This is a genomic window from Vibrio sp. Isolate23, assembly GCF_022398095.1.
GTDB lineage: Bacteria > Pseudomonadota > Gammaproteobacteria > Enterobacterales > Vibrionaceae > Vibrio > Vibrio coralliilyticus_A.
Map to the genome: position 1 here is coordinate 76,045 of NZ_JAKEUV010000011.1, position 23,543 is coordinate 99,587.

Annotated in this window: 21 protein-coding genes and 1 pseudogene; 6 read left to right on the forward strand and 16 right to left on the reverse strand. The window is 45.6% G+C overall.

The genetic code is table 11. The features are described from left to right. Positions 1-26: 26 nt before the first annotated feature. The 5 genes from hemN to L1D31_RS19820 form a co-directional block, all read right to left on the reverse strand. The gene (gene hemN, locus L1D31_RS19800) at positions 27-1,415 is read right to left on the reverse strand and encodes an oxygen-independent coproporphyrinogen III oxidase (RefSeq protein ID WP_239838732.1); all 1,389 of its coding nucleotides are present in this window, start codon (positions 1,413-1,415) and stop codon (positions 27-29) included. 185 nt (positions 1,416-1,600) lie between these two features. After that, complete coding sequence (locus L1D31_RS19805; RefSeq protein WP_239838733.1) at positions 1,601-2,089, reverse strand: DUF2489 domain-containing protein; 489 nt, start codon at positions 2,087-2,089, stop codon at positions 1,601-1,603. Between the two features lie 7 nt (positions 2,090-2,096). Beyond that, the gene (yihI, locus tag L1D31_RS19810) at positions 2,097-2,654 is read right to left on the reverse strand and encodes a Der GTPase-activating protein YihI (protein WP_239838734.1); all 558 of its coding nucleotides are present in this window, start codon (positions 2,652-2,654) and stop codon (positions 2,097-2,099) included. Further along, entirely contained in the window at positions 2,654-3,292 is a 639-nt protein-coding gene (locus L1D31_RS19815) for a class I SAM-dependent methyltransferase (RefSeq protein WP_239838735.1), read from the reverse strand. Before L1D31_RS19815 ends, yihI begins: the two co-directional genes overlap by 1 nt. A gap of 788 nt (positions 3,293-4,080) precedes the next feature. Next, entirely contained in the window at positions 4,081-4,698 is a 618-nt protein-coding gene (locus tag L1D31_RS19820; RefSeq protein WP_239838736.1) for a c-type cytochrome, read from the reverse strand. Between the two features lie 148 nt (positions 4,699-4,846). Between L1D31_RS19820 and yihA the strand changes: the two genes are divergently transcribed. Then, positions 4,847-5,509, forward strand: a complete 663-nt coding sequence (gene yihA, locus L1D31_RS19825) for a ribosome biogenesis GTP-binding protein YihA/YsxC (protein WP_239838737.1) — start codon at positions 4,847-4,849, stop codon at positions 5,507-5,509. A gap of 774 nt (positions 5,510-6,283) precedes the next feature. On the opposite strand, the gene polA is transcribed toward yihA, so the two are convergent. From polA to hemB, 3 genes are all read right to left on the reverse strand, one after another. Continuing rightward, the gene (gene polA, locus L1D31_RS19830) at positions 6,284-9,067 is read right to left on the reverse strand and encodes a DNA polymerase I (RefSeq protein WP_239838738.1); all 2,784 of its coding nucleotides are present in this window, start codon (positions 9,065-9,067) and stop codon (positions 6,284-6,286) included. 619 nt (positions 9,068-9,686) lie between these two features. Further along, entirely contained in the window at positions 9,687-10,121 is a 435-nt protein-coding gene (locus L1D31_RS19835) for a GNAT family N-acetyltransferase (protein ID WP_239838739.1), read from the reverse strand. Positions 10,122-10,182: 61 nt separating this feature from the next. Then, the gene (gene hemB, locus L1D31_RS19840) at positions 10,183-11,229 is read right to left on the reverse strand and encodes a porphobilinogen synthase (RefSeq protein WP_239838740.1); all 1,047 of its coding nucleotides are present in this window, start codon (positions 11,227-11,229) and stop codon (positions 10,183-10,185) included. 148 nt (positions 11,230-11,377) lie between these two features. On the opposite strand from hemB, the gene L1D31_RS19845 reads away from it, so the two are divergent. Continuing rightward, entirely contained in the window at positions 11,378-12,139 is a 762-nt protein-coding gene (locus L1D31_RS19845) for a TatD family hydrolase (protein WP_239838741.1), read from the forward strand. Positions 12,140-12,186: 47 nt separating this feature from the next. Here L1D31_RS19845 and tatC read toward each other — a convergent pair whose 3' ends face one another. The 7 genes and pseudogenes from tatC to rmuC all read right to left on the reverse strand — a co-directional run bounded on the left by tatC (position 12,187) and on the right by rmuC (position 18,363). Further along, positions 12,187-12,942 carry a twin-arginine translocase subunit TatC gene (gene tatC / locus L1D31_RS19850; RefSeq protein ID WP_239838742.1) on the reverse strand — a complete coding sequence of 252 codons (756 nt, stop codon included), beginning with the start codon at positions 12,940-12,942 and terminating at the stop codon, positions 12,187-12,189. Positions 12,943-13,141: 199 nt separating this feature from the next. Then, positions 13,142-13,432 (reverse strand): annotated as a pseudogene (tatB, locus tag L1D31_RS19855) (Sec-independent protein translocase protein TatB); the annotation flags it as partial. Between the two features lie 3 nt (positions 13,433-13,435). After that, positions 13,436-13,672 carry a Sec-independent protein translocase subunit TatA gene (gene tatA / locus L1D31_RS19860; RefSeq protein ID WP_239838744.1) on the reverse strand — a complete coding sequence of 79 codons (237 nt, stop codon included), beginning with the start codon at positions 13,670-13,672 and terminating at the stop codon, positions 13,436-13,438. A 52-nt stretch (positions 13,673-13,724) separates the two neighbouring features. Next, the gene (ubiB, locus tag L1D31_RS19865; protein ID WP_239838745.1) at positions 13,725-15,356 is read right to left on the reverse strand and encodes a ubiquinone biosynthesis regulatory protein kinase UbiB; all 1,632 of its coding nucleotides are present in this window, start codon (positions 15,354-15,356) and stop codon (positions 13,725-13,727) included. Next, positions 15,353-15,958, reverse strand: coding sequence for an SCP2 domain-containing protein (locus L1D31_RS19870; RefSeq protein ID WP_239838746.1), 606 nt, complete (start codon positions 15,956-15,958; stop codon positions 15,353-15,355). The genes ubiB and L1D31_RS19870 overlap by 4 nt, the downstream gene beginning before the upstream one ends. A gap of 15 nt (positions 15,959-15,973) precedes the next feature. Continuing rightward, on the reverse strand, positions 15,974-16,756 hold the full coding sequence (gene ubiE, locus L1D31_RS19875) for a bifunctional demethylmenaquinone methyltransferase/2-methoxy-6-polyprenyl-1,4-benzoquinol methylase UbiE (protein WP_239838747.1): 783 nt from the start codon (positions 16,754-16,756) through the stop codon (positions 15,974-15,976). Between the two features lie 56 nt (positions 16,757-16,812). Beyond that, positions 16,813-18,363: a DNA recombination protein RmuC gene (gene rmuC / locus L1D31_RS19880; RefSeq protein WP_239838748.1), complete on the reverse strand. Its 1,551-nt coding sequence runs from the start codon at positions 18,361-18,363 to the stop codon at positions 16,813-16,815. Between the two features lie 164 nt (positions 18,364-18,527). Here rmuC and L1D31_RS19885 point away from each other — a divergent pair, with 164 nt between their 5' ends. Beyond that, on the forward strand, positions 18,528-19,433 hold the full coding sequence (locus tag L1D31_RS19885) for a DMT family transporter (protein WP_239838749.1): 906 nt from the start codon (positions 18,528-18,530) through the stop codon (positions 19,431-19,433). Between the two features lie 5 nt (positions 19,434-19,438). Here L1D31_RS19885 and L1D31_RS19890 read toward each other — a convergent pair whose 3' ends face one another. Beyond that, positions 19,439-20,263 carry an HDOD domain-containing protein gene (locus L1D31_RS19890; RefSeq protein ID WP_239838750.1) on the reverse strand — a complete coding sequence of 275 codons (825 nt, stop codon included), beginning with the start codon at positions 20,261-20,263 and terminating at the stop codon, positions 19,439-19,441. Positions 20,264-20,505: 242 nt separating this feature from the next. Here L1D31_RS19890 and L1D31_RS19895 point away from each other — a divergent pair, with 242 nt between their 5' ends. The 3 genes from L1D31_RS19895 to L1D31_RS19905 all read left to right on the forward strand — a co-directional run bounded on the left by L1D31_RS19895 (position 20,506) and on the right by L1D31_RS19905 (position 23,535). After that, on the forward strand, positions 20,506-21,267 hold the full coding sequence (locus L1D31_RS19895; protein ID WP_239838751.1) for a winged helix-turn-helix domain-containing protein: 762 nt from the start codon (positions 20,506-20,508) through the stop codon (positions 21,265-21,267). Beyond that, entirely contained in the window at positions 21,264-21,725 is a 462-nt protein-coding gene (locus L1D31_RS19900) for a hypothetical protein (RefSeq protein WP_239838752.1), read from the forward strand. Before L1D31_RS19895 ends, L1D31_RS19900 begins: the two co-directional genes overlap by 4 nt. A gap of 328 nt (positions 21,726-22,053) precedes the next feature. Continuing rightward, a complete protein-coding gene (locus L1D31_RS19905) occupies positions 22,054-23,535 on the forward strand; it encodes an aerolysin family beta-barrel pore-forming toxin (protein WP_239838753.1) in 1,482 nt (493 codons plus the stop codon). Positions 23,536-23,543: the final 8 nt, after the last annotated feature.

A 23,543-nucleotide genomic window follows, 5' to 3' on the forward strand; every position in this document is an offset into this window, starting at 1 on the left:
CATACTTGTCGAAACAATGGCCGCGATTAAATCACTCGCGAGAATTGCTGCTGACGCGCCTTTGCTCGGAGATATTTATCAAAACACATACAGATATTGCGAATCAGTAGACGACCGCGTAATGTCACTCGGATCTCTTTGTCGTCGACTTCCACTAGCTCATCATCAATAAAGGTTTGCAGCAATTCCAAGTCTTCCTTGAAGTATTGACTGAACTGAATATCAAACTCTACTTCTACTGCCGCTTTATCGAGTTTGAAATTGCAGATAAGTTGTTTAATCACTTCACGTCGAAGTAAGTCATCACTATCAAGAGCAACACCTTTCCATAGTGCATGGCGATGTTCATTAACCTGAGAATAATACTTTTTCAACTCTTTCTGGTTTTGCGCATAGGCATCGCCGATCATTGAAATAGCAGAAACCCCAAAGCCAACTAAATCGCACTCACCTTGAGTGGTATAACCTTGGAAGTTGCGATGCAAAATTCCTTCGCGCTGAGCGACTGCCAGTTCATCATCAGGCTTTGCGAAGTGGTCCATACCGATAAACTGGTAACCAGCATTGGTCAACGTCGCAATAGTATCCTGAAGAATGGCCATTTTTTCTTCCGCTTGTGGCAGGTCTTCATCTTTAATCTTACGCTGAGCAGCGAACAGCTGTGGCATATGAGCATAGTTAAAAATAGACAAACGCCCTGGCTGCATCTCCAAAACCCGATTCAATGTTTCAGCGAAGCGCGCTTTAGTCTGTTTTGGTAAGCCATAAATCAGATCAAGGTTGGTCGAACGGAAACCAAGCACTTTCGCTCGCTCAACCATAGCAAAAATGAACTCTTCATCTTGCTCGCGGTTAACCAGCTTTTGCACTTCTTTGTTAAAATCTTGAACACCAATACTCAAACGGTTAAAACCTTCTTCACGCAGGTGATCAAGCATATCCAGTTCGATCTCACGCGGATCGACTTCAATACTGATTTCTGCGCTGGCTTCAAAGCTAAATTCCGCTCGTAGAATGTTCATCAAACGGCTGATTTGGGTCTTGCTCAGAAATGTGGGTGTACCGCCACCAAAATGCAACTGAGTCACCTTGCGCCCTTGCAGTAAGGAGGCGCGTGTCAGAATTTCCTGCTCCAGAACATCGAGATATTCATCAGCTTTATGTGCGTGACGGGTGATGACCTTATTACAACCGCAGTAGTAGCAAAGCTTGTGACAAAACGGAATATGGATGTAGAGCGACAGCGGACGATCCGGGTATTCAGTACACGCCATGTCATAGTCGGCAATAGTGAACGCTTCGTGAAACTCCAACGCGGTTGGGTAAGACGTATAACGCGGACCAGAATAGTTGTATTTATTAAGGATGGCTTGATCCCATACTATTTGTTGGCTTGCGACGACTTGCTGAGACATGGTGTACTTCCGTTAGTGCTGTAATGCGTATCCGGTGTGATTAACCGTTATATTTTGGGGGCTATTTTGCCACACGCAGAGGCGGGTCGCCGGGTGGCATAGCGCTTTTTGAGTAACAATAGTCAGAATTGATAACTCGATCACTCACCCATAAGTGTAAGTGATCGAGTGACTAAAGTATCAATCTAGATCATCTGAATGTTGATCTGGTTGTTTAAAGGCTGAACTTTTTTCTGCAGCAGCTTGAGCTCGTCGATTATCGCATCTTGCAAACGAGATTCCGCTTTATGACGCTCTAAGTTTTGCTTCATGCGATCTTTCTTCGCCATTTGTTGGCGATCTTCACCACGTGGCATGTCTTTGACAAGATGATAAAGCTCCGATGTCGCTGGGAACTCTGTATCAAAATCCACCCGATCTTCACCCTGAACATAGTCCATGATGTTGTATAAGCGAATACTGATTTCCGACAAATCACACTGGCCTTGAATACCGGCTAAACAAAGCACATGAACACTTTCAAAAATGTTGGCGTTGCGCTTATCAATAGCCAGCTTCGTATGCTGTTCCTGCAATTCCTTTTGCTTCTTTAGCTGGAGCAGAAGGTAACCCGCATAGGACGCTAAGCCGAGAATAATGACTCCACCAGCAATGGCTAACAAGGTTACATTCACAATTTTCCTACCCTTTAAACTGGTTCAAATCCAGATCTTCGAACTGCGACAGCAGTTCATCTTCTGATGAAGCTTTCTTGCTCACCTTTTTCGCCACAGGTGCGCTCGGCTCCTCAACGACTTCTGGCTCTTCTTCCTCTTCATAGAGGCCGAGTTGCTTCATCAGCACTTCAATACGCGCCAATTTCTCATCGACGTATTTCTGTAGGCCTACGCCTAAGCTTTCACCGTTATCAAGGCGATCAAGCAAGACATTCAGCTGGGCATCATTTTCCAGCATCTCTAGCTCTTGTTCTGCATTGACTCGACGTTCTGCTTTGGTTGGCTTCTTCACCGCTTCAACCACAAGAGGAATTTTCTTCTTGCTGCCTAAACGTGGGTCGCGCTTTTGTCCAGCTGTCTGCTGTTTATTCTGCTTCGCTTCAGAGTTACGACCGCCCGTTTTTAGGCCTTTGCGTTTTTTCTCTTTCTTACGTAGACGCCCTTCGACGTCAGCTTCTGTGCGATTACGGACAACAATTACGTCACCATTACCGCCCGATCTTACTTTCTTACTACGGCTCATTACTGGGTTTTCCTCAGTAAAATTACATCATTACCAATAAATTCAAGCTTGAGCTGATCCCGCTCTGCCAAGTACTTAAACGTATTGCGGCTAAAAAAGACCACATGCGTAGGGTCATTTTTATAGTGCCATTTGGCAAACGCTTCGACATCAATGACCATCTTGGTCATCAGACCAATCCAGCCACCTGGCTTAACTAAATTCAACCATTGCTGCCATACCTGATCCGGATGATACAAGTGCTCAATCACCTCAGTGGCAGTCATAAAGTCATATGTACACTCTAGCACCTCGGTATTGGGGTGATAATAGAGGTCATACACTGACATGTTGTGCCCCTGCTCTTCCATCATCAAAGAGAGAGTCGGTCCAGGACCACAACCAAAATCTAACCCTGTTGAGCTAGGCTCAATACGTTCCAATATGGGGTTAGCTACCCGAGATAAAAAGGTACGATAGCCAGCATCATTTGGATCGTTCTCATGCAGATCATAGTGGGCTTTTTCAGCCTTTGCATCCAGCCTTTGCTCTGGATTGACAAATACCAGTTCGCATTGCCGACATTGGAGATAGGCTCGACGCTTATCTTCAAAGTAATGATGCGATTCTGGGTAATGACAAAGTGGGCAGTGGTGCATGCTGACATCCTCAAACAGGGATGCGAAACATACCAGAAAGTAGCTGTAGAGTGGAGTGCCATTGGGTAAATAATCACCAATTCAATGAAATTTTCCCTCTCTGACCAATAATCTTATCGATGTAATAAAGGAACCGAGTTGGTGAGAGGCTGAAGTTGGTGGATTTGAGATATAAAAAAAGCGATAGATCACTCTATCGCTTTCTAAAAATGCCTTTCGGCGAAACTGTGTTGCACATATTATCGTGCATCAAATTTCCATTTGTTTTTGGCGCTTTCCCTGCAAAAGGTGTCGTTTTTCACCATCCTAGTGAATTTTGGCTTTCCGTTTACTTCCCGTAACTGGGCTAATCCTTAGCCTGATCCTTTTCGCTGTCTAAACCATTAGACGAGGTGACCATCCCTATCCAGTAAGCTTCCTGCTTACCTAACTCCTTTATAGACCTCCAAGCATCCTTCGCTTGCGTCCTTGGAGACCATCATGGCCTAAATTCCTTTATCAGCGCCCTGCCGATGAACACACTTTAACGATAGATGGATTTTGAACAATCCATTTGAAGAAAAAAATCGGCTTTTTTTTGTCCACCGTTCCTCTTCTATTATTTTTCAGATAGTTACAGAAGACAACGAGAAAAGAGCAATACGATAAATGGGCGATCTCTTACAAACCTTTGGGGAAGATCGAACCACACTGAAGAAAAGTCGTTGTGATATGCATCATACGAAAAAGCCCAGACTTTCGTCTGGGCTCTTTCAATACAACATTGCTCGGGCAGTATTTAATAGGGCTTAGTGTAGGCCACCAACATATTTAGACAAAGTCTCTATATCTTCGTCTGTCAGTTTCTTCGCGATATCTTGCATCATGCCATTCATATCATTAGCACGAGAGCCATCGCGGAATTTAACTAGCTGAGCTTTAATGTAGTCAGCGTGCTGACCAGAAATTTTAGGGAAACCTGAAAGCTCAGTGCCGTTACCACGAGGACCATGACAAGCAATACATGCTGTCAGACCACGTGAAGCATCACCCGCCGTATATAGAGTTTTGCCTTGTTCCACCACGTTTTCAGGCGTCGTGTTGTGAGAAATTGGTAGAGATGCGTAGTAAGCTGCAAGATCTTTCATGTCTTGCTCAGACAGTGGCATTGCCATACCGCCCATCACCGGATCAACACGACCCTGCTTACCACCACTTGTCATACCTAGTTTCAGATCTTTCAGCTGCTTCTCAATATACTTAGCATGCTGACCTGCTAACTTAGGGTACATGGCCAATTGACTGTTGCCATCAGCACCATGACAAGCAACACAGGTTTGGGATTTTGCTTTACCAGCTTCAATACTGCCTTGGGCCCATACAGAGCAGCTGGCTAAAAGACTCAAGATTAGCGCTAATTTCTTCATGACATTCCATTATAATTATCAAGCTTCCAGTACCACTCCGAGTTGCCACTCATGGTACAATAGGCGACCTTATGCCGAGCACGGTTATTTTACACAATTTCACAAAAAAGTAATCAATCGACTACACAAAGTCGAGATGGAGTTAACAGTGAGCGTAAAAATTCATTATCAAAACACCCATTTCATCACCAGTGCACCTGATATTCGTCACATGCCTGAAGATGAAGGTATCGAAGTTGCGTTCGCAGGACGCTCCAACGCGGGCAAATCAAGTTCTCTTAACCGACTGACTAACCAGAAAAGTTTAGCCAAAACCAGTAAGACGCCTGGTCGAACTCAGCTGATCAATTTATTTAAAGTGACCGATGGCTGCCACATCGTCGATCTCCCAGGCTATGGCTTCGCTCAAGTACCGCTGGAAATGAAAAAGAAGTGGCAAAAATCACTCGGTGAATACCTACAAAAGCGTCAGAGCCTTAAAGGTTTAGTCGTATTGATGGACATTCGCCACCCAATGAAGGACCTCGATCAGCAACTTATTTTCTGGGCGGTCGACAGCGGCATCCCTGTACAAGTCCTACTGACCAAAGCAGATAAGCTGAAAAGTGGCGCGCGCAAAGCTCAAGTACTTAAGATCAAGAAGGATTCTGCTGGATTCGGTGGTGATGTGAGTGTTGCTGCGTTTTCTTCGTTGAAGGGCATCGGTGTTGATGTCCTGCGCAACAAACTTGATGAGTGGTTTGCCCCTGCCGTTGCAGAGCAATTGACTGATGAGATTATTGAAGACCAGCAAGGCGACGAGAAAGAATAAGCGCACTACTTGGTGATACCAGCCTCACTATTCAGTGGGGCTTTTTTGTCTCTGCTTTTTACCTCGGAACTGCAGCGAAAGAAATATCCATCAGCAGAAATAAAAATCCCCACCATCCTGGTGGGGCAACGGGAGAGAAATAGGAGGTAGTTATTATTATGCCGATAGGATTGTTCAAAGCAGAGAACAATGCAACGGCTGGTTTCGTCTCAGTCTCCATCACTTTCCTTTCCTACTACTAACACCTAAATCATTAAAAAATACAAATAATCACTCTATAAAATGAGACGAGCACTCTGAGCTCTTGATTTGATTTTCTATTTGAAAAAATAAAAGTGTGATTGAAGTTTTCTTACAAAATTGGTCTGAGTTACCAAATACAAGATTAAGACGAGTTAAGAGTACGATATTGAGAATTGAGCAGCCAAATCATAACAAATAATAAAGGACATCAGTAAGGGTATGAAACTTATTGTAATTTTCTTTGACGCAATAAAAAACGCCCCAGTCAAATGCTGACTGGGGCGGCTGAATCAGCCTAATCCAATAACGTGAAACAAAAGGTCTGAAAGATAGAACATCTTACCTCTGTACCCTACGCCGTTTAATGTACAACAATTGGTCAGAAATGAAAACTCTTTTCGTAATTTTTTTTCATTAAAATTTTATTAAACTACAAGACGCACTAATAAGCACTGGCTTTTTTAGAATCAAAAAAAAGCCAGCGATTGGGCGCTGGCTCATGTTATTTAGCGAATTTTGGCTATTTTTTGCCTAGTGCGCCTGATCCCAGTTATCACCATGGCCAGCTTCCGCAATCAAAGGCACATCAAGCTGAGCGGCTGATTCCATCAATTCTTGTACTTTACTTTCAATTTCGGCTAAAGCTGACTCCTGAACTTCGAAGACCAGTTCATCGTGCACCTGCATCAGCAATTTCACTCGACCCTGACCTTCTTGCTCAATCCACCGATCAACCAACAACATGGCCTTCTTGATAATATCCGCTGCCGTCCCCTGCATTGGAGCGTTGATCGCCGCACGTTCTGCCGCTTTACGACGCATGCCGTTGCGTGATTTTATTTCCGGCAAGTGTAGACGGCGGCCAAAGATGGTTTCGACATACCCTTGCTCTGCCGCGGCACTGCGTGTGTCTTCCATGTACTGCATCACACCTGGGTAGCGCTCAAAATAGGTATCCATATATTGCTGTGCTTCGCCACGCGGAATACCCAACTGTTTTGCCAAACCAAAAGCACTCATACCATAGATAAGGCCAAAGTTGACCGCTTTCGCACGACGACGTTGTTCAGCTGACACCTGCTCTATGTCCACACCAATGATTTCAGCTGCTGTGGCTGCGTGAATGTCTTTTCCTTGCTGGAAAGCATCCAGCAGCGCTTTATCTCCTGAAAGGTGCGCCATAATACGCAATTCAATCTGGGAATAGTCGACGGCCATGATCTTGTAACCATGCGGCGCGACAAATGCCTGACGAATACGACGCCCTTCGTCATTACGGATTGGGATATTCTGTAAGTTAGGGTCCGTCGAAGAAAGACGCCCCGTCGCAGTCACCGCCTGATGATAAGACGTATGAACACGCCCCGTTTCAGCGTTAATCATCTTCGGTAATTTATCGGTGTAGGTCGATTTGAGTTTCGCTAAACCACGATATTCAAGAATCAATTTTGGTAACGGATAGTCTAGCGCTAACTCTTGCAGTACTTCTTCATTGGTGGAAGGCGTGCCCGAAGGCGTCTTTTTCACCACTGGCAACCCCATCTTCTCAAACAAGATAGCTTGCAGCTGCTTGGGTGAGTTCATGTTGAATTCTTGCTCAGCAATTTCAAACGCTTTCTGCTCTAACTCATCGAGACGAAGCGCAATCTCCTGAGATTGAGCCGCCAGCTTCATATCATCAATCAGCACCCCTGTGCGTTCAATACGTGATAGTACAGGCACCAGCGGGACTTCGATCTCTTCGTAAATAGTCTTAAGCTTTTCATCCTGCTCAATATTGGCCGATAAGCGATGATGCAGACGCAGCGTCACATCTGCATCTTCCGCTGCATAGGGGGACGCCTCTTCCAGCTCAATCTGGTTAAAGGTGAGCTGTTTCTTACCTTTACCCGCAATCTGTTCAAAAGAAATGCAGCTATGTTGTAGGAAGCGCAGTGCCAAACTGTCCATATCATGTTTGCCGCCAACGCTGTTATACACGTAAGACGCGAGCATAGTGTCATGCTTTATGCCCTTCATCTCAATATCATATCGAGCCAAGACGGACGCATCGTATTTTAGATTCTGACCCACTTTCGCCTGAGCATCATCTTCAAGAATCGGCTTCAATTGCTCTAGTACCCAGTCGCGATCAAGCTGATCTGGCGCATCAAGGTAATCATGCGCCACAGGTACGTATGCCGCTACGCCTTCTTCTGTCGCAAACGAAACACCAACTAGGTTAGCGACCATGTAATCGAGACTGTCCGTTTCCGTATCAAATGCAAAAACATCACAAGCCATGAGTTTGTCTAACCAAGCATTAAACGTGTCTTTGTCTAAAACCGTTTGATATTGGCTACGATCAATCGTAATGGCCGAAACACTGAGCTCAGGGGCCTTATCATGCTGTGACGCTCCCGACTTTTCATCAGCTTCAACTACACCATTCCCACCTTCAAGTAACTCATTAAGCCAAGACTTAAACACCAGCTCTCCATAAAGCCTAACGAGTTCATCTTTATTCGGCACACTCTTCACTAGAGTGTCATAGTTCTCGTCCAATTCGACATCGAGCTTGATTGTTGCCAACTCATAAGACATGAAAGCATTGTCTTTGTTATCAATCAGCTTTTTCGCCATGGTTTTGGAACCACGGAAACCAAGGGATGCAATATCATCGAGGTTCTCATAAAGTTTTTCTAGGCTACCGATTCCCTGAAGTAATGCGGTCGCTGTTTTATCACCTACACCAGGAACGCCAGGGATGTTGTCGACCTTATCGCCCATCAATGCCAAGTAATCAATGATCAACTCAGGTGGAATACCAAATTTTTCAATCACACCTTCTCGATCCATGACCACGTTGGTCATGGTGTTAATCAGAGTCACATTGTCATCGACTAGCTGGGCCATATCTTTATCACCAGTACTGATTAAGACCGGCATACCCGCTTGCGATGCTTGATGAGCCAATGTCCCAATCACATCATCCGCTTCCACACCAGGAACGCAGATCAAAGGCAGTCCCATAGCACGAATGACATTGTGCAGTGGTTCAATCTGACAGCGAAGATCATCAGGCATAGGTGGACGATTAGCCTTGTATTCGGGATACATCTCATCGCGGAACGTTTTTCCTTTGGCATCAAAGACCACGGCAATGTGATCGGAAGCAAATTGACGCATCATGCTGCGCAACATATTCACAACGCCGTACACTGCATTGGTTGGAATTTCCCCATTACTCATAGTGCCCGGATAAGCATGAAATGCGCGGTAAAGATAAGAAGAGCCGTCAATCAAAATCAACGGGTTGTCTGGAATATGAGCCATAGTCTTTAAGCATCCAAGAAGTTAAGATCTGCTTAGGATGCCATGACTCTTTCAGTGGATCCATTTTAACTCTGTGTACACTACTCACACATTTGGTTAATAATCCCCTGATCGACACCTCCACCTGTGGATAACTCTGTTTATACTATTTATCCACTATCACAACATTTCGTCACAAAACTGCAATCAAACATCACAAGCAATTGAAATATAATACAAATGTTTTAGATCGATCACCATAAGATCGATCCGATGACGATCCTTAACTGTGGAAAAGACTATTGGTGTCCTTTTATCCAGCGATGAATTTTAAGCATAAAAAAAGCGACATCTTAACGATGTCGCCTAGCAAAAAGGGGTCAAAGCTTATTCAATTGAATAGTTAGCTTTGCCATAAAGCTATAAATTACACTGGAAGCAATGTGAGCAATGTCGTGTCAAAAAGAACTAGTGCAAGTTCAATTAAGTTCAGTGTCATCACCGTCTCCAAGTTGAATCTGGTAACTCGACGTCCTTGTGAACTTCTCTTATTCCCTAAGACGAGATAAATAATAATTATTCTCATTTATCTCGTCAACCCCTAAATGAGAAAAAATCTCATTTAATTTTTATGACAGTGCTACAACTGCTTCACGAAATGAATTCTTGATTCGATCAAAGGCTCTTTTACTTCAAACTTTTCAATTAGATAACCATTTCTCAGTAAGAGTCTTAACATAGAAGGAAATTGATTACGAGATTTCACCTTAAGTTGAGAATAAGCGTGTTTTTTGACCCAGATCTCCTGATAATCGAGTAGCTTCTGTGCCACCCCTTTATTTCTAGCCAGAGGTGATACCCCACCAAACCAGCTATAAAATGTGTTTTCGTCAATCTCATATCCAATTTTAAACCCAAGTAGCTGGCCATTTTCTTCAGCTACCTGAATGAGGTATCGCTTGCCGTCTAATCGTTCGGACAAGCTTTCTACGCTTTCTTTATGTATGAACTCTTCGATAGTCGCGACAATCTCAACACATTCTTCTAGTGTTCCAACTCGATATTCAACGCTCATCGGTTCTCCTTAAAACAACAAAGGCTGGCACAAGCCAGCCTTTGAATATGTGTAAGCTGAGTTATTCCGCGTCTTTTAGAAACTGAGCAGGCTGAGCATTTTCTTCTGCCAACCACTCAGCGACATCTTTAGCAAAGTAAGTCAGGATACCGTCCGCACCTGCGCGCTTAAAGCAAAGCAGTGATTCCATCACAGTCTCACGCTCTTTAAGCCAACCGTTTTGGAATGCCGCTTTATGCATCGCATACTCGCCAGACACTTGATAAGCGAACGTCGGGACTTGCAGTTCCGATTTAACACGACGCACCACATCAAGATATGGCATACCCGGCTTGACCATCACCATGTCCGCACCTTCGTTGACATCCATCGCGACCTCGTGCACCGCTTCATCAGTGTTAGCCGGATCCATTTGGTAGTTTTTCTTGTTACCACCCTTAAGGTTACCCGCTGAGCCGACTGCATCACGGAAAGGTCCATAGTAATAAGATGCGTATTTCGCAGAGTAAGCCATGATCTGAGTATTGATGTGGCCTGCTTCTTCCAGCGCTTCACGAATCGCGCCAATGCGACCATCCATCATGTCTGATGGCGCAACCACATCAGCGCCCGCTTCCGCATGAGACAAAGCCTGTTTGACCAGAACTTCTGTCGTTGCATCGTTCAGAACATAACCTTCTTCATCGATGATGCCGTCTTGACCGTGCGTCGTGAACGGGTCAAGAGCCACATCAGTGATCACGCCAATTTCTGGCACATGCTCTTTTAAAGAACGTACCGCGCGCTGAACTAGCCCTTCAGGGTTGTAGGCTTCAGCTGCGCACAAGCTTTTAGCATCTTGATTCACCACAGGGAACAACGCAATCGCTGGAACCCCAAGCCTTGCTAAGTACTGTGCTTCTTCCAACATCAGGTCGATAGACAGACGCTCAATTCCAGGCATAGACTCAACGGTTTCACGGCGATCTTTACCCATCAAGATAAACATTGGGTAGATCAGATCGCTTGTGGTTAATTGATTCTCAGCCATAAGGCGACGACTAAAGTCATGCTTGCGTATACGACGCATACGACGGCCAGGGAACTGACCTTGAATGGAAACTGACACTCTGTTCTCCTTGTGTGGTGAAAGTGCTTGATTTGCATGATATCACTCTTGCGTAATGACGCTAGCCGCAAGCAGTAAAAATGCAAGAAATGACCAAATGCTCACACTGCCGTATACTCAGGCCAAGCAAGCTTTACAGAGACAAAACATGATCGATACACACGCCCATATTTATGCCAGCGAATTTGATAGTGACCGCGACCAAGTCGTCGAGAGAGCCTTGGCTCAGGGGATAGACAAAATCCTGTTGCCAAACATCGATCTGGAGTCGATTGAGCCGATGCTAAAGACTGAGGCAGCCTATCCGCAAGTTTGTCGCTCAATGATGGGCCTTCATCCATGTTATGTCGATGGCAATGTTGAACAGACACTGCAGGTGATTCGCCATTGGTTTGAGAAACACAACTTTATTGCTGTAGGCGAAATTGGTATTGACCTCTACTGGGATAAAACCTACAAAGCCGAGCAGGAAATGGCCTTTGTCACCCAGCTCAACTGGGCCAAAGAGATGAAGCTACCTGTCGTCATCCACACCCGCGACTCCATTGAAGAAACACTTCAGCTGCTTGAACAGGAACAAGATGGCTCGTTGTCTGGCGTATTCCACTGTTTTGGTGGCAGTGTAGAAGAAGCCAAAGCAATCAATGGATTAGGCTTTCACCTCGGTTTGGGTGGTGTATCGACGTTTAAAAATGGTGGCATGGACAAAGTCATTCCGTCGCTGGATATGGACTATGTCATTCTTGAAACCGACTGCCCTTACCTAGCTCCAGTGCCACACCGTGGCAAACGCAATGAACCTGCATACACATCCTTGGTTGCCCAGCGAGTCGCTGATTTACGTGGCATCAGTGTCGAACAAGTCGATGCCATCACCACGTCCAACGCGACTAAGCTATTCCAGTTGTAGTACAAAAAAGGCTTGCCACTTGGCAAGCCTTTTTCTGATTTGAACGCCTATTCTCCAGCTTCTTCCTGCTCTTGTTCATCATTCTTACGCACATAGAAGCGCGCAAAGAACAGGCCGACCTCAAACAACAAGCACATCGGGATCGCGAGCAACGTCTGCGAAATCATATCCGGCGGCGTCAGCATCATGCCGACAATAAATGCAGCAACGATAATGTATGGGCGCTTTTCGCTTAAGCTTTTCGGATCTGTCGCCCCCGTCCAGCACAACAATATAATCGCTACCGGCACTTCAAACGCAATACCAAACGCTAAGAACAACGCCAGCACAAAATCGAGGTAACTGGAAATATCCGTAGCGAACTCTACACCGCCCAGTGATATCGCCGTGAAAAAGCCAAACACCAATGGGAATACCACAAAGTACGCGAAAGCGACGCCACAATAGAACAGCAGCGAGCTGGAGAACATCAGTGGCATAATCAGCCGTCGTTCATGCTTGTATAGACCGGGAGCAACAAACGCCCAGACCTGATAAAGAATGTACGGCACAGCCACAAAAATTGACGCGATTAAAGTCAGTTTAAGTGGTGTGAAGAAAGGCGATGCAACATCGGTCGCAATCATTGTCGCCCCTTCAGGTAGGCGTTCAACGAGAGGCGACGAGACAAACTCATAGATGTCATTCGCGAAATAGATCAGACCAATAAACACCACTAGAACGGCAACAATCGCTCGTAACAGGCGATTACGTAGTTCTAGAAGATGGCTGATCAAAGGTTGTGTCTGCTCTACAGAAGACATGAAAACCTCTACTCTAAAAGATCGAAAAGGAGCTGCTCACAGCAGCTCCCCTAATACGAGACTATTCGGCTTTTTTATCTGCCTGAGGTGCTGGCTCGGTATCCAGTGACTCGACCGCGTCTATGGAGTGTTTCGCTTCTGTAATGGACGGTTTATCCATTTCAGTTTCAACGCTGGTAGGCGTTGGAGTGCTTTTACTCGCATATGGGCGCTGCACATCTTGCGCGGCTTGCTTGAGTTCTTCAACAGAAGACTTTAGCTCTGGTGATAGATCTTCCATCCCCATTTTCTCAGCTTTACGCAAGTTTTCTTGCAGTTCCTGAACCTTTAATTCATGCGAAAGCTCGTCTTTCACACTGTTTGCCATGTTTTTCGCTGCGCCGATAAATCGTGACACACTGCGAATCGCATGAGGCAACCGCTCTGGACCGAGAACCACCAGCCCGACGACAGATATTAATACCAGTTCCCAGAAACCGATATCAAACACGTGTTACGCCTGCTCTTTGTCTTTCTTAGTTTCAGCAGAAGCGTCTGTTTTCTGCTGTTCAATATTTTTTGGCTCGAAGTCCGCATCTTTTTTTGCTGGCTCTTCATCGCTCATGGCTTTTTTGAAGCCTTTCACTGCGCCACCCAGATCACCACCGATACCACGCAGTTTCTTAGTACCAAACAGAAGAATAACGATGACGGCAATAATCAAAAGTTGCCAAATACTAATACCACCCATTTTCTATACCTCGGGTCTTATTAAACAAATTATTTCAAGAGCTTAACGTCTATTAACGATAAGTTCGCCAACTGAGCAGCCAAAATGTGACACCGCCAATAGCCGTGGCCATCGATAACTGCTCGTACGGGCTGTTGACCAATATTGCCGAGCATACGACTAATGTGGCCCCAACACCAAATAAAAATTTCCCCGTTGCCTGCTGACGCTTCGTAGTACGGTAACCCTGATAGAGCTGGTCCATACGCTGATTCATCATCTTGCCTTGGCGTAAGCTGTCATACAGTAGCTCTGGCAATTCAGGCAACTTCTCAGCCCAAAACGGCGCACGATCTTTGATCGCATTTATCACGGCTTGTGGGCCAACCTGATTCATCATCCACTCTTCAAGGAATGGCTTCGCGGTTTGCCAAAGATCAAGCTGAGGATAAAGCTGACGACCTAAACCTTCCACGTACAGCAATGTCTTTTGCAGTAGCACCAACTGGGGCTGAACTTCCATATTGAAACGGCGAGCAGTATTGAACAGATTCAGTAGTACATGACCGAATGAAATCTCACATAGCGGCTTAGCAAAAATGGGCTCACACACTACGCGGATAGCAAATTCAAACTCGTCGATGTTCGTTTCACGTGGAACCCAACCCGACTCAACATGCAACTCGGCAACACGGCGATAATCTCGATTGAAAAACGCCAAGAAGTTTTCCGCTAAATAACGCTTATCTTCGCTATTTAGTGTGCCAACAATGCCACAATCCAAACCAATCCATCTTGGGTTATGTGGATGCTCAGGGCTTACAAACACGTTGCCCGGATGCATGTCAGCATGGAAAAAGCTATCACGGAAGACTTGAGTGAAGAACACACTCACGCCACGCTCAGCCAGCAGCTTCATATTGGTGCCGTTGGCCTTCAAGCCTTCAATGTCCGAAACTTGGATGCCGTATATTCGCTCAGAAACCATTACAGTTTCATTACTAAAATCAGTAATTATTTCAGGAACGTACAGTTCTTCACTGCCTTCAAAGTTCCTTCTTAACTGAATCGCGTTTGCCGCCTCTCGTCGTAAGTCTAATTCATCGAGTAAGGTTTTTTCATACTCGCGCACCACTTCGACTGGTTTTAAACGACGTGCTTCAGGTAAAGCTTTGGCGACTATACGCGCCATTCGATACATCAGTTTTAGATCTGCATCAATGACCGGACGAATATCTGGCCGGATAACCTTTAATACCACTTCTTGGTTAGTTGATTTGAGCTTGGCAGTATGGACCTGAGCGATGGATGCTGACGCCAGTGGTGTAATATCGAAATCACTAAACCAATTTTCCAGTGGTCCCCCCAACGCCTGTTCAATCTGCTCTTTAGCTAATTGGCCATCAAAAGGAGAAACCTGATCCTGAAGTAACGCCAGTGGATCAGCAATGTGAGCAGGAAAGAGATCACGTCGGGTCGACATCATCTGACCAAACTTAATCCATACTGGCCCCAACTCTTGCAACGCAAGGCGTAGCCTTTCACCTAACTCTTTGTCCGCATGTTGTTTTTTTATCCAGAATAGGGCTTTACGAGCAAGCAAAGGCGCTTTGGTTAACTGATGATTAGGCAACAGCTCGTCCAGACCATATTCGAGCTGAACTTTGATAATACGGTAGAGGCGTTTTAATTCTGCCGGAGTCATGCGCGCTCCAGTAATTGATTCAACTTAGCTTCAAGACGAGCGGCTTGGCTTGTAACCTCATCCACCTGATCGCAGAAATGGGCTATTTCCAGTGGTGCAGGCGCCAGTTTCCACTCTTCGGTAATGACCTGTGCCAAATGGTTTTGGTGCTTGTTTGCTTTGGTTTTAACCAACTGGCCAAGGTTCGACACGCCTTGCACTAAGCTGTGCGCTACGACATCCCCGGTCACACGAGAAAGCCACTCTTCGATGTCTGGCTTACAATCTGTCATTAACTGAGAAAACTTCTGAGCTAGCTGAATATCCCCTTCCAAGATCACTTTATCTTGTTTGATCAGCTTGGTGATATTCGACTGCTCACGCAGTTCAGGTAGCACAGAAAGATTAAGTGACAGATAGCAATCCGGTTCCCCTTCATAATGAGCCAACACATCAATTTGTTGGCTAAACACAAAGGTCAATGTCTTATTAAGCTCTTTAAGGTGAACTTGAATCACTTGACCTTTAAGGCGGGAAAGACGACGCCCTAACTCTGGGTCGTCGTTAATCAATGTATTGAGAGTCGATTCAATCGCAGCAGTGACAAGAGGTTCAAATGGCATAGCAATCCTCTAACCTCAAAATTTGTAACCACGGTGCAGCGCAACAATACCGCCAGTCAGGTTGTAGTAGCTGGTCTTGTCGAAACCCGCTTCTTCCATCATGCCTTTGAGCGTTTCCTGATCTGGATGCATGCGGATAGACTCTGCAAGATAACGGTAACTCTCCGAATCATTCACCACCAGCTCGCCCATTTTGGGTAGCAGATGGAAAGAATAGGCATCGTAAATTTTCGATAACGGCTCGAGTACTGGCTTAGAAAATTCCAGCACCAATAGGCGGCCACCTGGTTTTAAAACGCGGAACATCGAGCGTAGTGCTTTGTCTTTGTCTGTCACATTACGCAGACAGAAACTGATAGTGATGGCATCAAAGTAATCATCTGGAAAAGGCAGTTCTTCGGCGTTAGCTTGAACGTAATGCACGTTACCCACAATGCCTTTGTCACGCAGTTTGTCGCGTCCCACATTGAGCATTGAGTTGTTAATATCAGCCAGAACCACATGACCTTTTTCACCGACAATGCGAGAGAACTTCGCCGTCAGATCACCCGTACCCCCACCTAAGTCCAGCACACGTTGGCCCGGGCGTACTCCACTGCAATCAATCGTGAATCGTTTCCAAAGACGGTGCACACCACCGGACATTAAGTCATTCATGATGTCGTATTTGGCGGCAACAGAATGGAATACTTCTGCGACCTTGGCGACTTTCTCTTCTTTGACTACCGTGGTGAAACCAAAATGCGTGGTTTCATTTGATTCTAAAGCTGTATTCGACTGCACGCTTGTATCCGTCATGATGATTCCTCTTCGAGCAACGCTATGAATAAATACGGCTGAGCGCTGCGGGGCGATTAGTTTACTTTATCCTCAGCCGGATGTCTTTCCGCGATAGAATCATTTTCACTCAGCGCATTATTTTCTGTGAGCCCATCATACTGAGACAGCTCCGTCAGACTCGGCGATATTGGCTTTTTGACCTCCACTCCTAGTTGCTTAAAGCTTTCTGCTTGACGAATCACATTGCCTCGACCAGTCGCAAGCTTGTTCATCGCGCCTTGATAATTCTGATTGGCCTTGTCCAACGCAGCACCAAGACCTTCCATATCGTCCACAAACAGGCGCAGCTTGTCATACAGTTTACTGGCTCGCTCGGCGATGATTTGTGCATTTTGATTCTGTCGTTCATTGCGCCATAGATTATCAATCGTACGCAATGCCACCAGTAAAGTGGTTGGGCTAACTAAGATGATATTGTGCTCCATCGCATCCTTCACCAGATCGGGGTCAGCCTGAATCGCAACCTGAAACGCTGGCTCAACAGGGACAAACATCAGCACGTAATCGAGACTCTGGATCCCTTTCAGTTGATGATAATCTTTTTGTGATAACCCTTTAATGTGTGACCTCAATGATAGTAAGTGGTCACTTAATGCTTGTTCCTGCTCAGAGTTAGATTCCGCATTGAAATAACGCTCATACGCCACCAGCGTCATTTTAGAGTCGACTACTACCTGTTTATCTTGCGGCAAGTGGACAATCACATCCGGCTGATAGCGCTTACCTGCTTCATTTTGCAAGCTAACCTGAGTCTGGTATTCATGCCCTTCACGTAATCCAGACTCGGCCAATACTCGGGCAAGTACCACTTCACCCCAGTTACCCTGCTGTTTATTATCGCCTTTTAATGCTTGGGTGAGGTTAACCGCTTCACGCGTCATCTGTTCATTGAGGCGTTGTAGGTTTTTCAGCTCATGGACTAAGGTATAACGCTCTTTCGCTTCCACCGTAAAGCTATCGTTGACCTGCTTCTTAAAGCCTTCTAACTGCTCTTTGAGTGGGCTGAGCAAACCTTCAAGACTCTGGCGGTTTTGTTGATCAACTTTGGCAGTTTTCGCCTCAAATAGCTGGTTGGCCAGGTGTTCAAACTGCTGCTTTAGACGAGACTCAGCCTGTTCCAACAATTGCAATTTGTCGTGGTTGGCTTTGTTCTCTTCTTGGTGGCGAGCTTCTTGCTCTCTGAGCTGGGCTTCAAGCTGCGCTTTCTGATCGCGGCTCTGAGTCAGCTCCTCAGCGTATTGTTGCCTTTCTTGCTTAACCGCCTCGAAGTAACGCAATTTTTCTAGAACCGCCATCAGCTTGCCATGAGACTGTTTTAACTCATAGGCAGCTTTGTCTCGCTCACTATCCAGCTCATCCAACTCCTGATGGGCTTGCTCAAGCTCTTTTTTTAACTGGGTAATTTGCGTATTAGAGAGCTGTTGATTGGACTCAAGCTGCTGTTTGAGAAGTTGTTGATCAAAACGCATTTTCTGCCTGATCCACCAACCAACTCCGAGCCCGCTGATTGCAGCGCTGCCTATAACACTAATAAGTAGGGCTTGGTTGTCCAGAATCCATTGCATAATCAAGGTTTAACTCTTATTTCAAGTACTGTTTTAATGGTATTTTACCACTGGATAAATGTCCAGTTTGTCGACCAGATATCGAACAGCTAGACTAAGCGCTCTTTAATTCACCTCACCGCCAATCACCAACAACTCGAGTGTTGGTTTAATGAAGGAACATCATGAACGAGCGACGTGCTTTAGGTTTTGCTTTGTCTGCCGTCTTACTGTGGTCTACCGTTGCCACCGCTTTTAAATTAACTCTCGCAGAATTTACTCCAATACAAATGCTAACCGCTGCCAGCGTGGTTTCAGCTGTGGCTCTGACAGCCGTATGCCTATTTCAGGGTAAGCTATCTTCGCTATCAAGCACCTTCATGGCCAACCCTTGGTATTACTTGTTACTCGGGTTGATCAATCCACTGGCTTACTACGTGATTCTGTTCAAAGCATATGACTTACTTCCTGCCTCACAGGCACAAGCGATCAACTATAGCTGGGCAATTACACTGACCTTTATGGCAGCCATCTTCCTCGGTCAGAAGATCCGCAAACAAGATTGGCTGGCGTGTACATTGAGTTATTTTGGCGTCATCGTGATCGCTACTAAAGGTGACATACTGGGGCTGAGTTTTGAAAGCCCCGTGGGTGTCGGGTTAGCTCTATTGTCTACGTTGCTTTGGGCCAGTTATTGGATCCTGAATACCAAAAACAAGGCAGACCCTATCGTCGGCGTCTTGCTTGGCTTCTTAGTGGCGATCCCGTTTGCAGTTGCTCTGAGTGTGTATGAAGGCGCTCATTGGCGTGGCATCTCATTACAAGGTTGGTTAGCCGTGACTTATGTGGGCTTGTTTGAAATGGGAGTGACTTTCGTCCTTTGGCTCAGCGCACTCAAACTGACACAAAACACCGCGCGGATAAGCAACCTGATTTTCGCTTCACCTTTCATTTCTCTGGCGCTGCTTGCCACAGTTATTGGTGAAGAAATTCACCCGACCACTCTGATAGGTTTGCTTCTGATCATTACAGGGTTGGTGATCCAGCAGATCAAATTGGGCAAAAAAGATCTCACTCAATCAACCAGTTAACATTATTAGAACAATTGGTAAGCCATCTCACTTCCCTGACCTCGTACCTCATCAATTTTTCCAGTGAGGTCAGGAGAAACACGCAATGCCGCTGCGGCTTTGTGTCGACTCAAATACCCTTGCTTCTCATCTATACTGAGCATGGAATCCCATTTACGGTCAATATCGCGAGCTAAAAACATTAAGCAGGCGAGCCTTTTTGATTCCACCGCCTTGCTTGGATGATTCACATTGGCGATAGCATCAATCAATTCTGAGGGAAACTTCCAGCTTTCCGCTAAGGCCGCCCCCAATTGCTGTGCGTCCGTACCGAGAACTTCTCTTTGCACTTCAACTGGATTCTCTCCTTCTGCAACCCGACGGCTTATCTCCAACGCTTTTTCAGGCTCTAAGGAGTGGATCATCAACTCTCCAATATTATGTAGTATGCCGGCAATAAACGCTTCATTAGGGTCCACTTTGACGTCCTTAGCGATGGTACTGGCAACAGTTGCAACCTCAAAGGTACTGGCCCAGTAATCTTTAATATTGAGAGTTTCCAATTTGGGAAAGGTGGAGGCGAGAATAGATGATGAAATCAAATTTCGAATTGCGCCGACACCAATGCGCACAATCGCATCGTTGATATTCGACACTCCTTTTACACCACCAAATTGCGCTGAGTTTGCCATCCTTAACACACGCGCTAACAACACCTGATCCATGGCCATTTTCTTTGCCAGCTCACCAAAATCAATTTGCTCCCTGTTCACCATCTCCAGCAATTCCTGAAGCACACTTTCGATTCTGGGTAATTCATTAATTCTTGAGATCAGCGCTTGATAGCTCATATACCACTCCTTCAGCAAGTTCTGTCCTCATTTACTATAGGATAGAAATTCAGCAAAAGAGGGATAGCCACAATATCGCGCTTCCCGATCAAGAGGGCTTGGCAGAAAAATAAGCGATAAATTCAATAAGAAAAACTCAATAATTGATCAAAAAATATTCATGCGTTCGCATTGTCGTAATAGTATATTGATCCTCTCAATAAGAATTGAGATGACAACAATAACTATAAAAAGCTGGCTGTATGATTCTATTCCACTCCGTTCAGAATAAGCTTTCGACTAAGCAACGCGTCATAAAAATTGGCTATCGTGAAGCGCAGGTACTTGACCTGCTACTCAAACACTCCCCTGAGGTCGTCAAAAAACACGACATCATTCAACATGCTTGGGGCAGCGAGTATATTGGCGAGACTTCACTGGCGAAAAGCATTAGTACACTGAGGCAAGCCCTCGTTAAACTGGGCGCGAAAGAGTCCCCGATTGTGACGGTGCCTAAAGTCGGTTACCGACTGGTAGGCCATTGTATTGCGTATGCACCTGCCGCTCTTCCATCACAAACCATCAATCGTGAAGCAAACACTCCCCTAACTGCAACACCATCAAGTCACTCTCTTAAATTCAAGCTGTCTTTTGAGAAGTGTAAATCGCCACTGTGTTATGTTGCAGCGATTGCACTACTGTTTGCATCAGGCATTCTGGCTTTAAGCAAGCTGCACGGATGGCGCTGGGAAGACATTCCCAGTGATCAGTATCTGACTCAGCACACCATCGGACAGCTACAAGTCTTTACAGAGCCACAAACCCGACTTAGCCTGCCACTGCGTCAGCTTTTATCGAAGAACCAGTGTGATTGCGTGGTTTATATCGAGAAAAACGAGCACTTTTCTGAACTCTCATGGCTAGATAAACAGCGCCGACAGTCCATCAATATCTTCTACGCCCCCAGTCAGCTCAAACAAGTTTCGGCTCAGATTGAACGTTTTGTACAGGAGGGGCAACTATGATCCCATACCTCACACTAGTGATTGCCGCGATTGTCTTCTCGACTGTCTTAAGCCTACCTTGGTCAAATCGTATTGAAGATAATCGCTATCAACACAGTGAAATTCATATTCAGCCTGACAATCGAGTCTTCCGCTCTGATGGATTGACACGAATTGAAAACAACCAAGTGGTGCATTTAGCCTCGCTTCAAGATGAGAATATGGATCAGCCGATTGTGATTCGTTTTCAGGGCCAAGCGGAATCATTCCGTCAGTTTGGTTTTTCATTGTCTGGTATCATCAACCTGCTCTCGGTACAAACGTTAACCCCCGTGATGAACGATGCGACCATTTCGCCCTACCTCTTGCTCAATGACGACCCTTACACACTTGATATCGATATTCTTTATTCCACTGACCGTTTCGTGATTGTGCGTGATAGGCAAACAGGCCGAGTTCAACTGCTGGCTAAGCGATAAACATCGACAAAGCTCACCAGCCTAAGCGTTATCTTCCCATGGTTTAGCCAGTACAGGCCCTCCTGTTCTTCCTCCTACCTAAACACATCACAATTTTTCTAAATCCCATCGAAGCAAGATCACACCCATCGATCAGTGATGATTTTCATTACATAAAAATGACAAACAACACAATTCAACCAATTGAATTTAAATAGAAATAAAATTCAACTCTTTTCAGTATTGTAAATTACATGACTATGGAAAGGTAAACCTGTTGCTTTGATAAGCAGCCAACAATGACAACACAACTTCATAAAACTAAGAAAAATCACGAAAGGAAACGTCTATGTCTACGGTGAAAAAACATGTGTTATCAGCAGCGGTACTTTCCGTTCTCTCTGCAGGCGCACAAGCCAAGATTTACCCTGATCAGTTAGTACTTGATCAACTGGGTGAAGATGTCTGCCGTTCTGGCTACCGTCCTATCGATCGATTCGAAGCCTCTGAGCAAAAGGACTACATTGTTTCTCGCATGGGTCAGTGGCAAATCGCAGGACTAAAAGACAACTGGGTGATAATGGGCTCTGGTTACCATGGTCAAATCAAACAGGATAACCCCAATAGCAGCACTTGGTGCTACCCTGACAACGCTTTGTCTGAAATTCCAAACTACCCTTCTAAATCCATCCCAGAAGGTGATGAACTGGACATTCAGTATGAGCTGGTAACTAATCACTCCAACTTTGTTCGTCCATTAAGCTACCTTGCTCATTATCTCGGATACGCTTGGGTTGGCGGTAACCATAGCCAATACGTCGGCGAAGATATGGATGTCAGGCGTGAAGGTGACGGCTGGGTAATTCAAGGCAATAATGACGGCTCATGCAGTGGCTATCGCTGTGATGAGAAAACCAAAATCACCGTCGATAACTTTGCCTATACTCTTAACGACAGCGATTTCTGGCACGGCACTGTGACTGAGTCGGATCGTCAGTTGGTAAAAACCGTGACGGCAGTCGCCCGCAACAACAGTGATATCCCGCAACAAGTAGTAGTGGATCTGAAAGTGGATGAGTCTACCAACTGGTCTAAAACCAACAGCTATGGTTTTGCTCAGAAGGTATCGACAGAAAACACCTTCAAATGGCCTTTGGTCGGTGACACCAAACTGACCATAACTCTAGAAGCCAATCAAAGTTTCGCTAACACGAATGGTGGCTCCACCAGCGAGCAGGTGACGCTTCAAGCAAGACCAACCGTGCCTGCAAATTCTGAAATCCCAATTCGTGTCGAGTTGTACCGTTCGAGCATCTCCTATCCGTATCGCTTTGGCGCGGATATCAGCTACGATGTCGAATTTAATGGCTTCCTACGCTGGGGTGGCAACGCGTGGCATTCTCATCCTGACAACCGCCCTTACAAAGCACACACCTTTACGATGGGACGCGGTAGCGAAAACTCCGCAGATATCCGTTATCAATGGGACCACCGCTATATTCCTGGTGAAGTCAAATGGTGGGATTGGAGCTGGGCCATCAACGAGAATGGTTTGGGTAACATGCAGTACGCAACAGGAGCCAGCCTACGTCCGTTTTACTCTTACGTCTCTGGGGATTTCTACGCCGAATCTCAATTTGCTGGCACGATCGAAATCGGCCAAGCCACACCGATTGGTACTGCAGCGCAAAGCAGCCGCGTCAAACGCTCAGCGGAAGCTCTGGTGAGTGAACGAATCGGTGATATCGAAGTCACCACTAACTTCGATGCACAAGAACTTGAGGCACTTGGCTTCGGTGATGCTCAGTTGACCATTACACCAGCTAAATAACTTGCCCA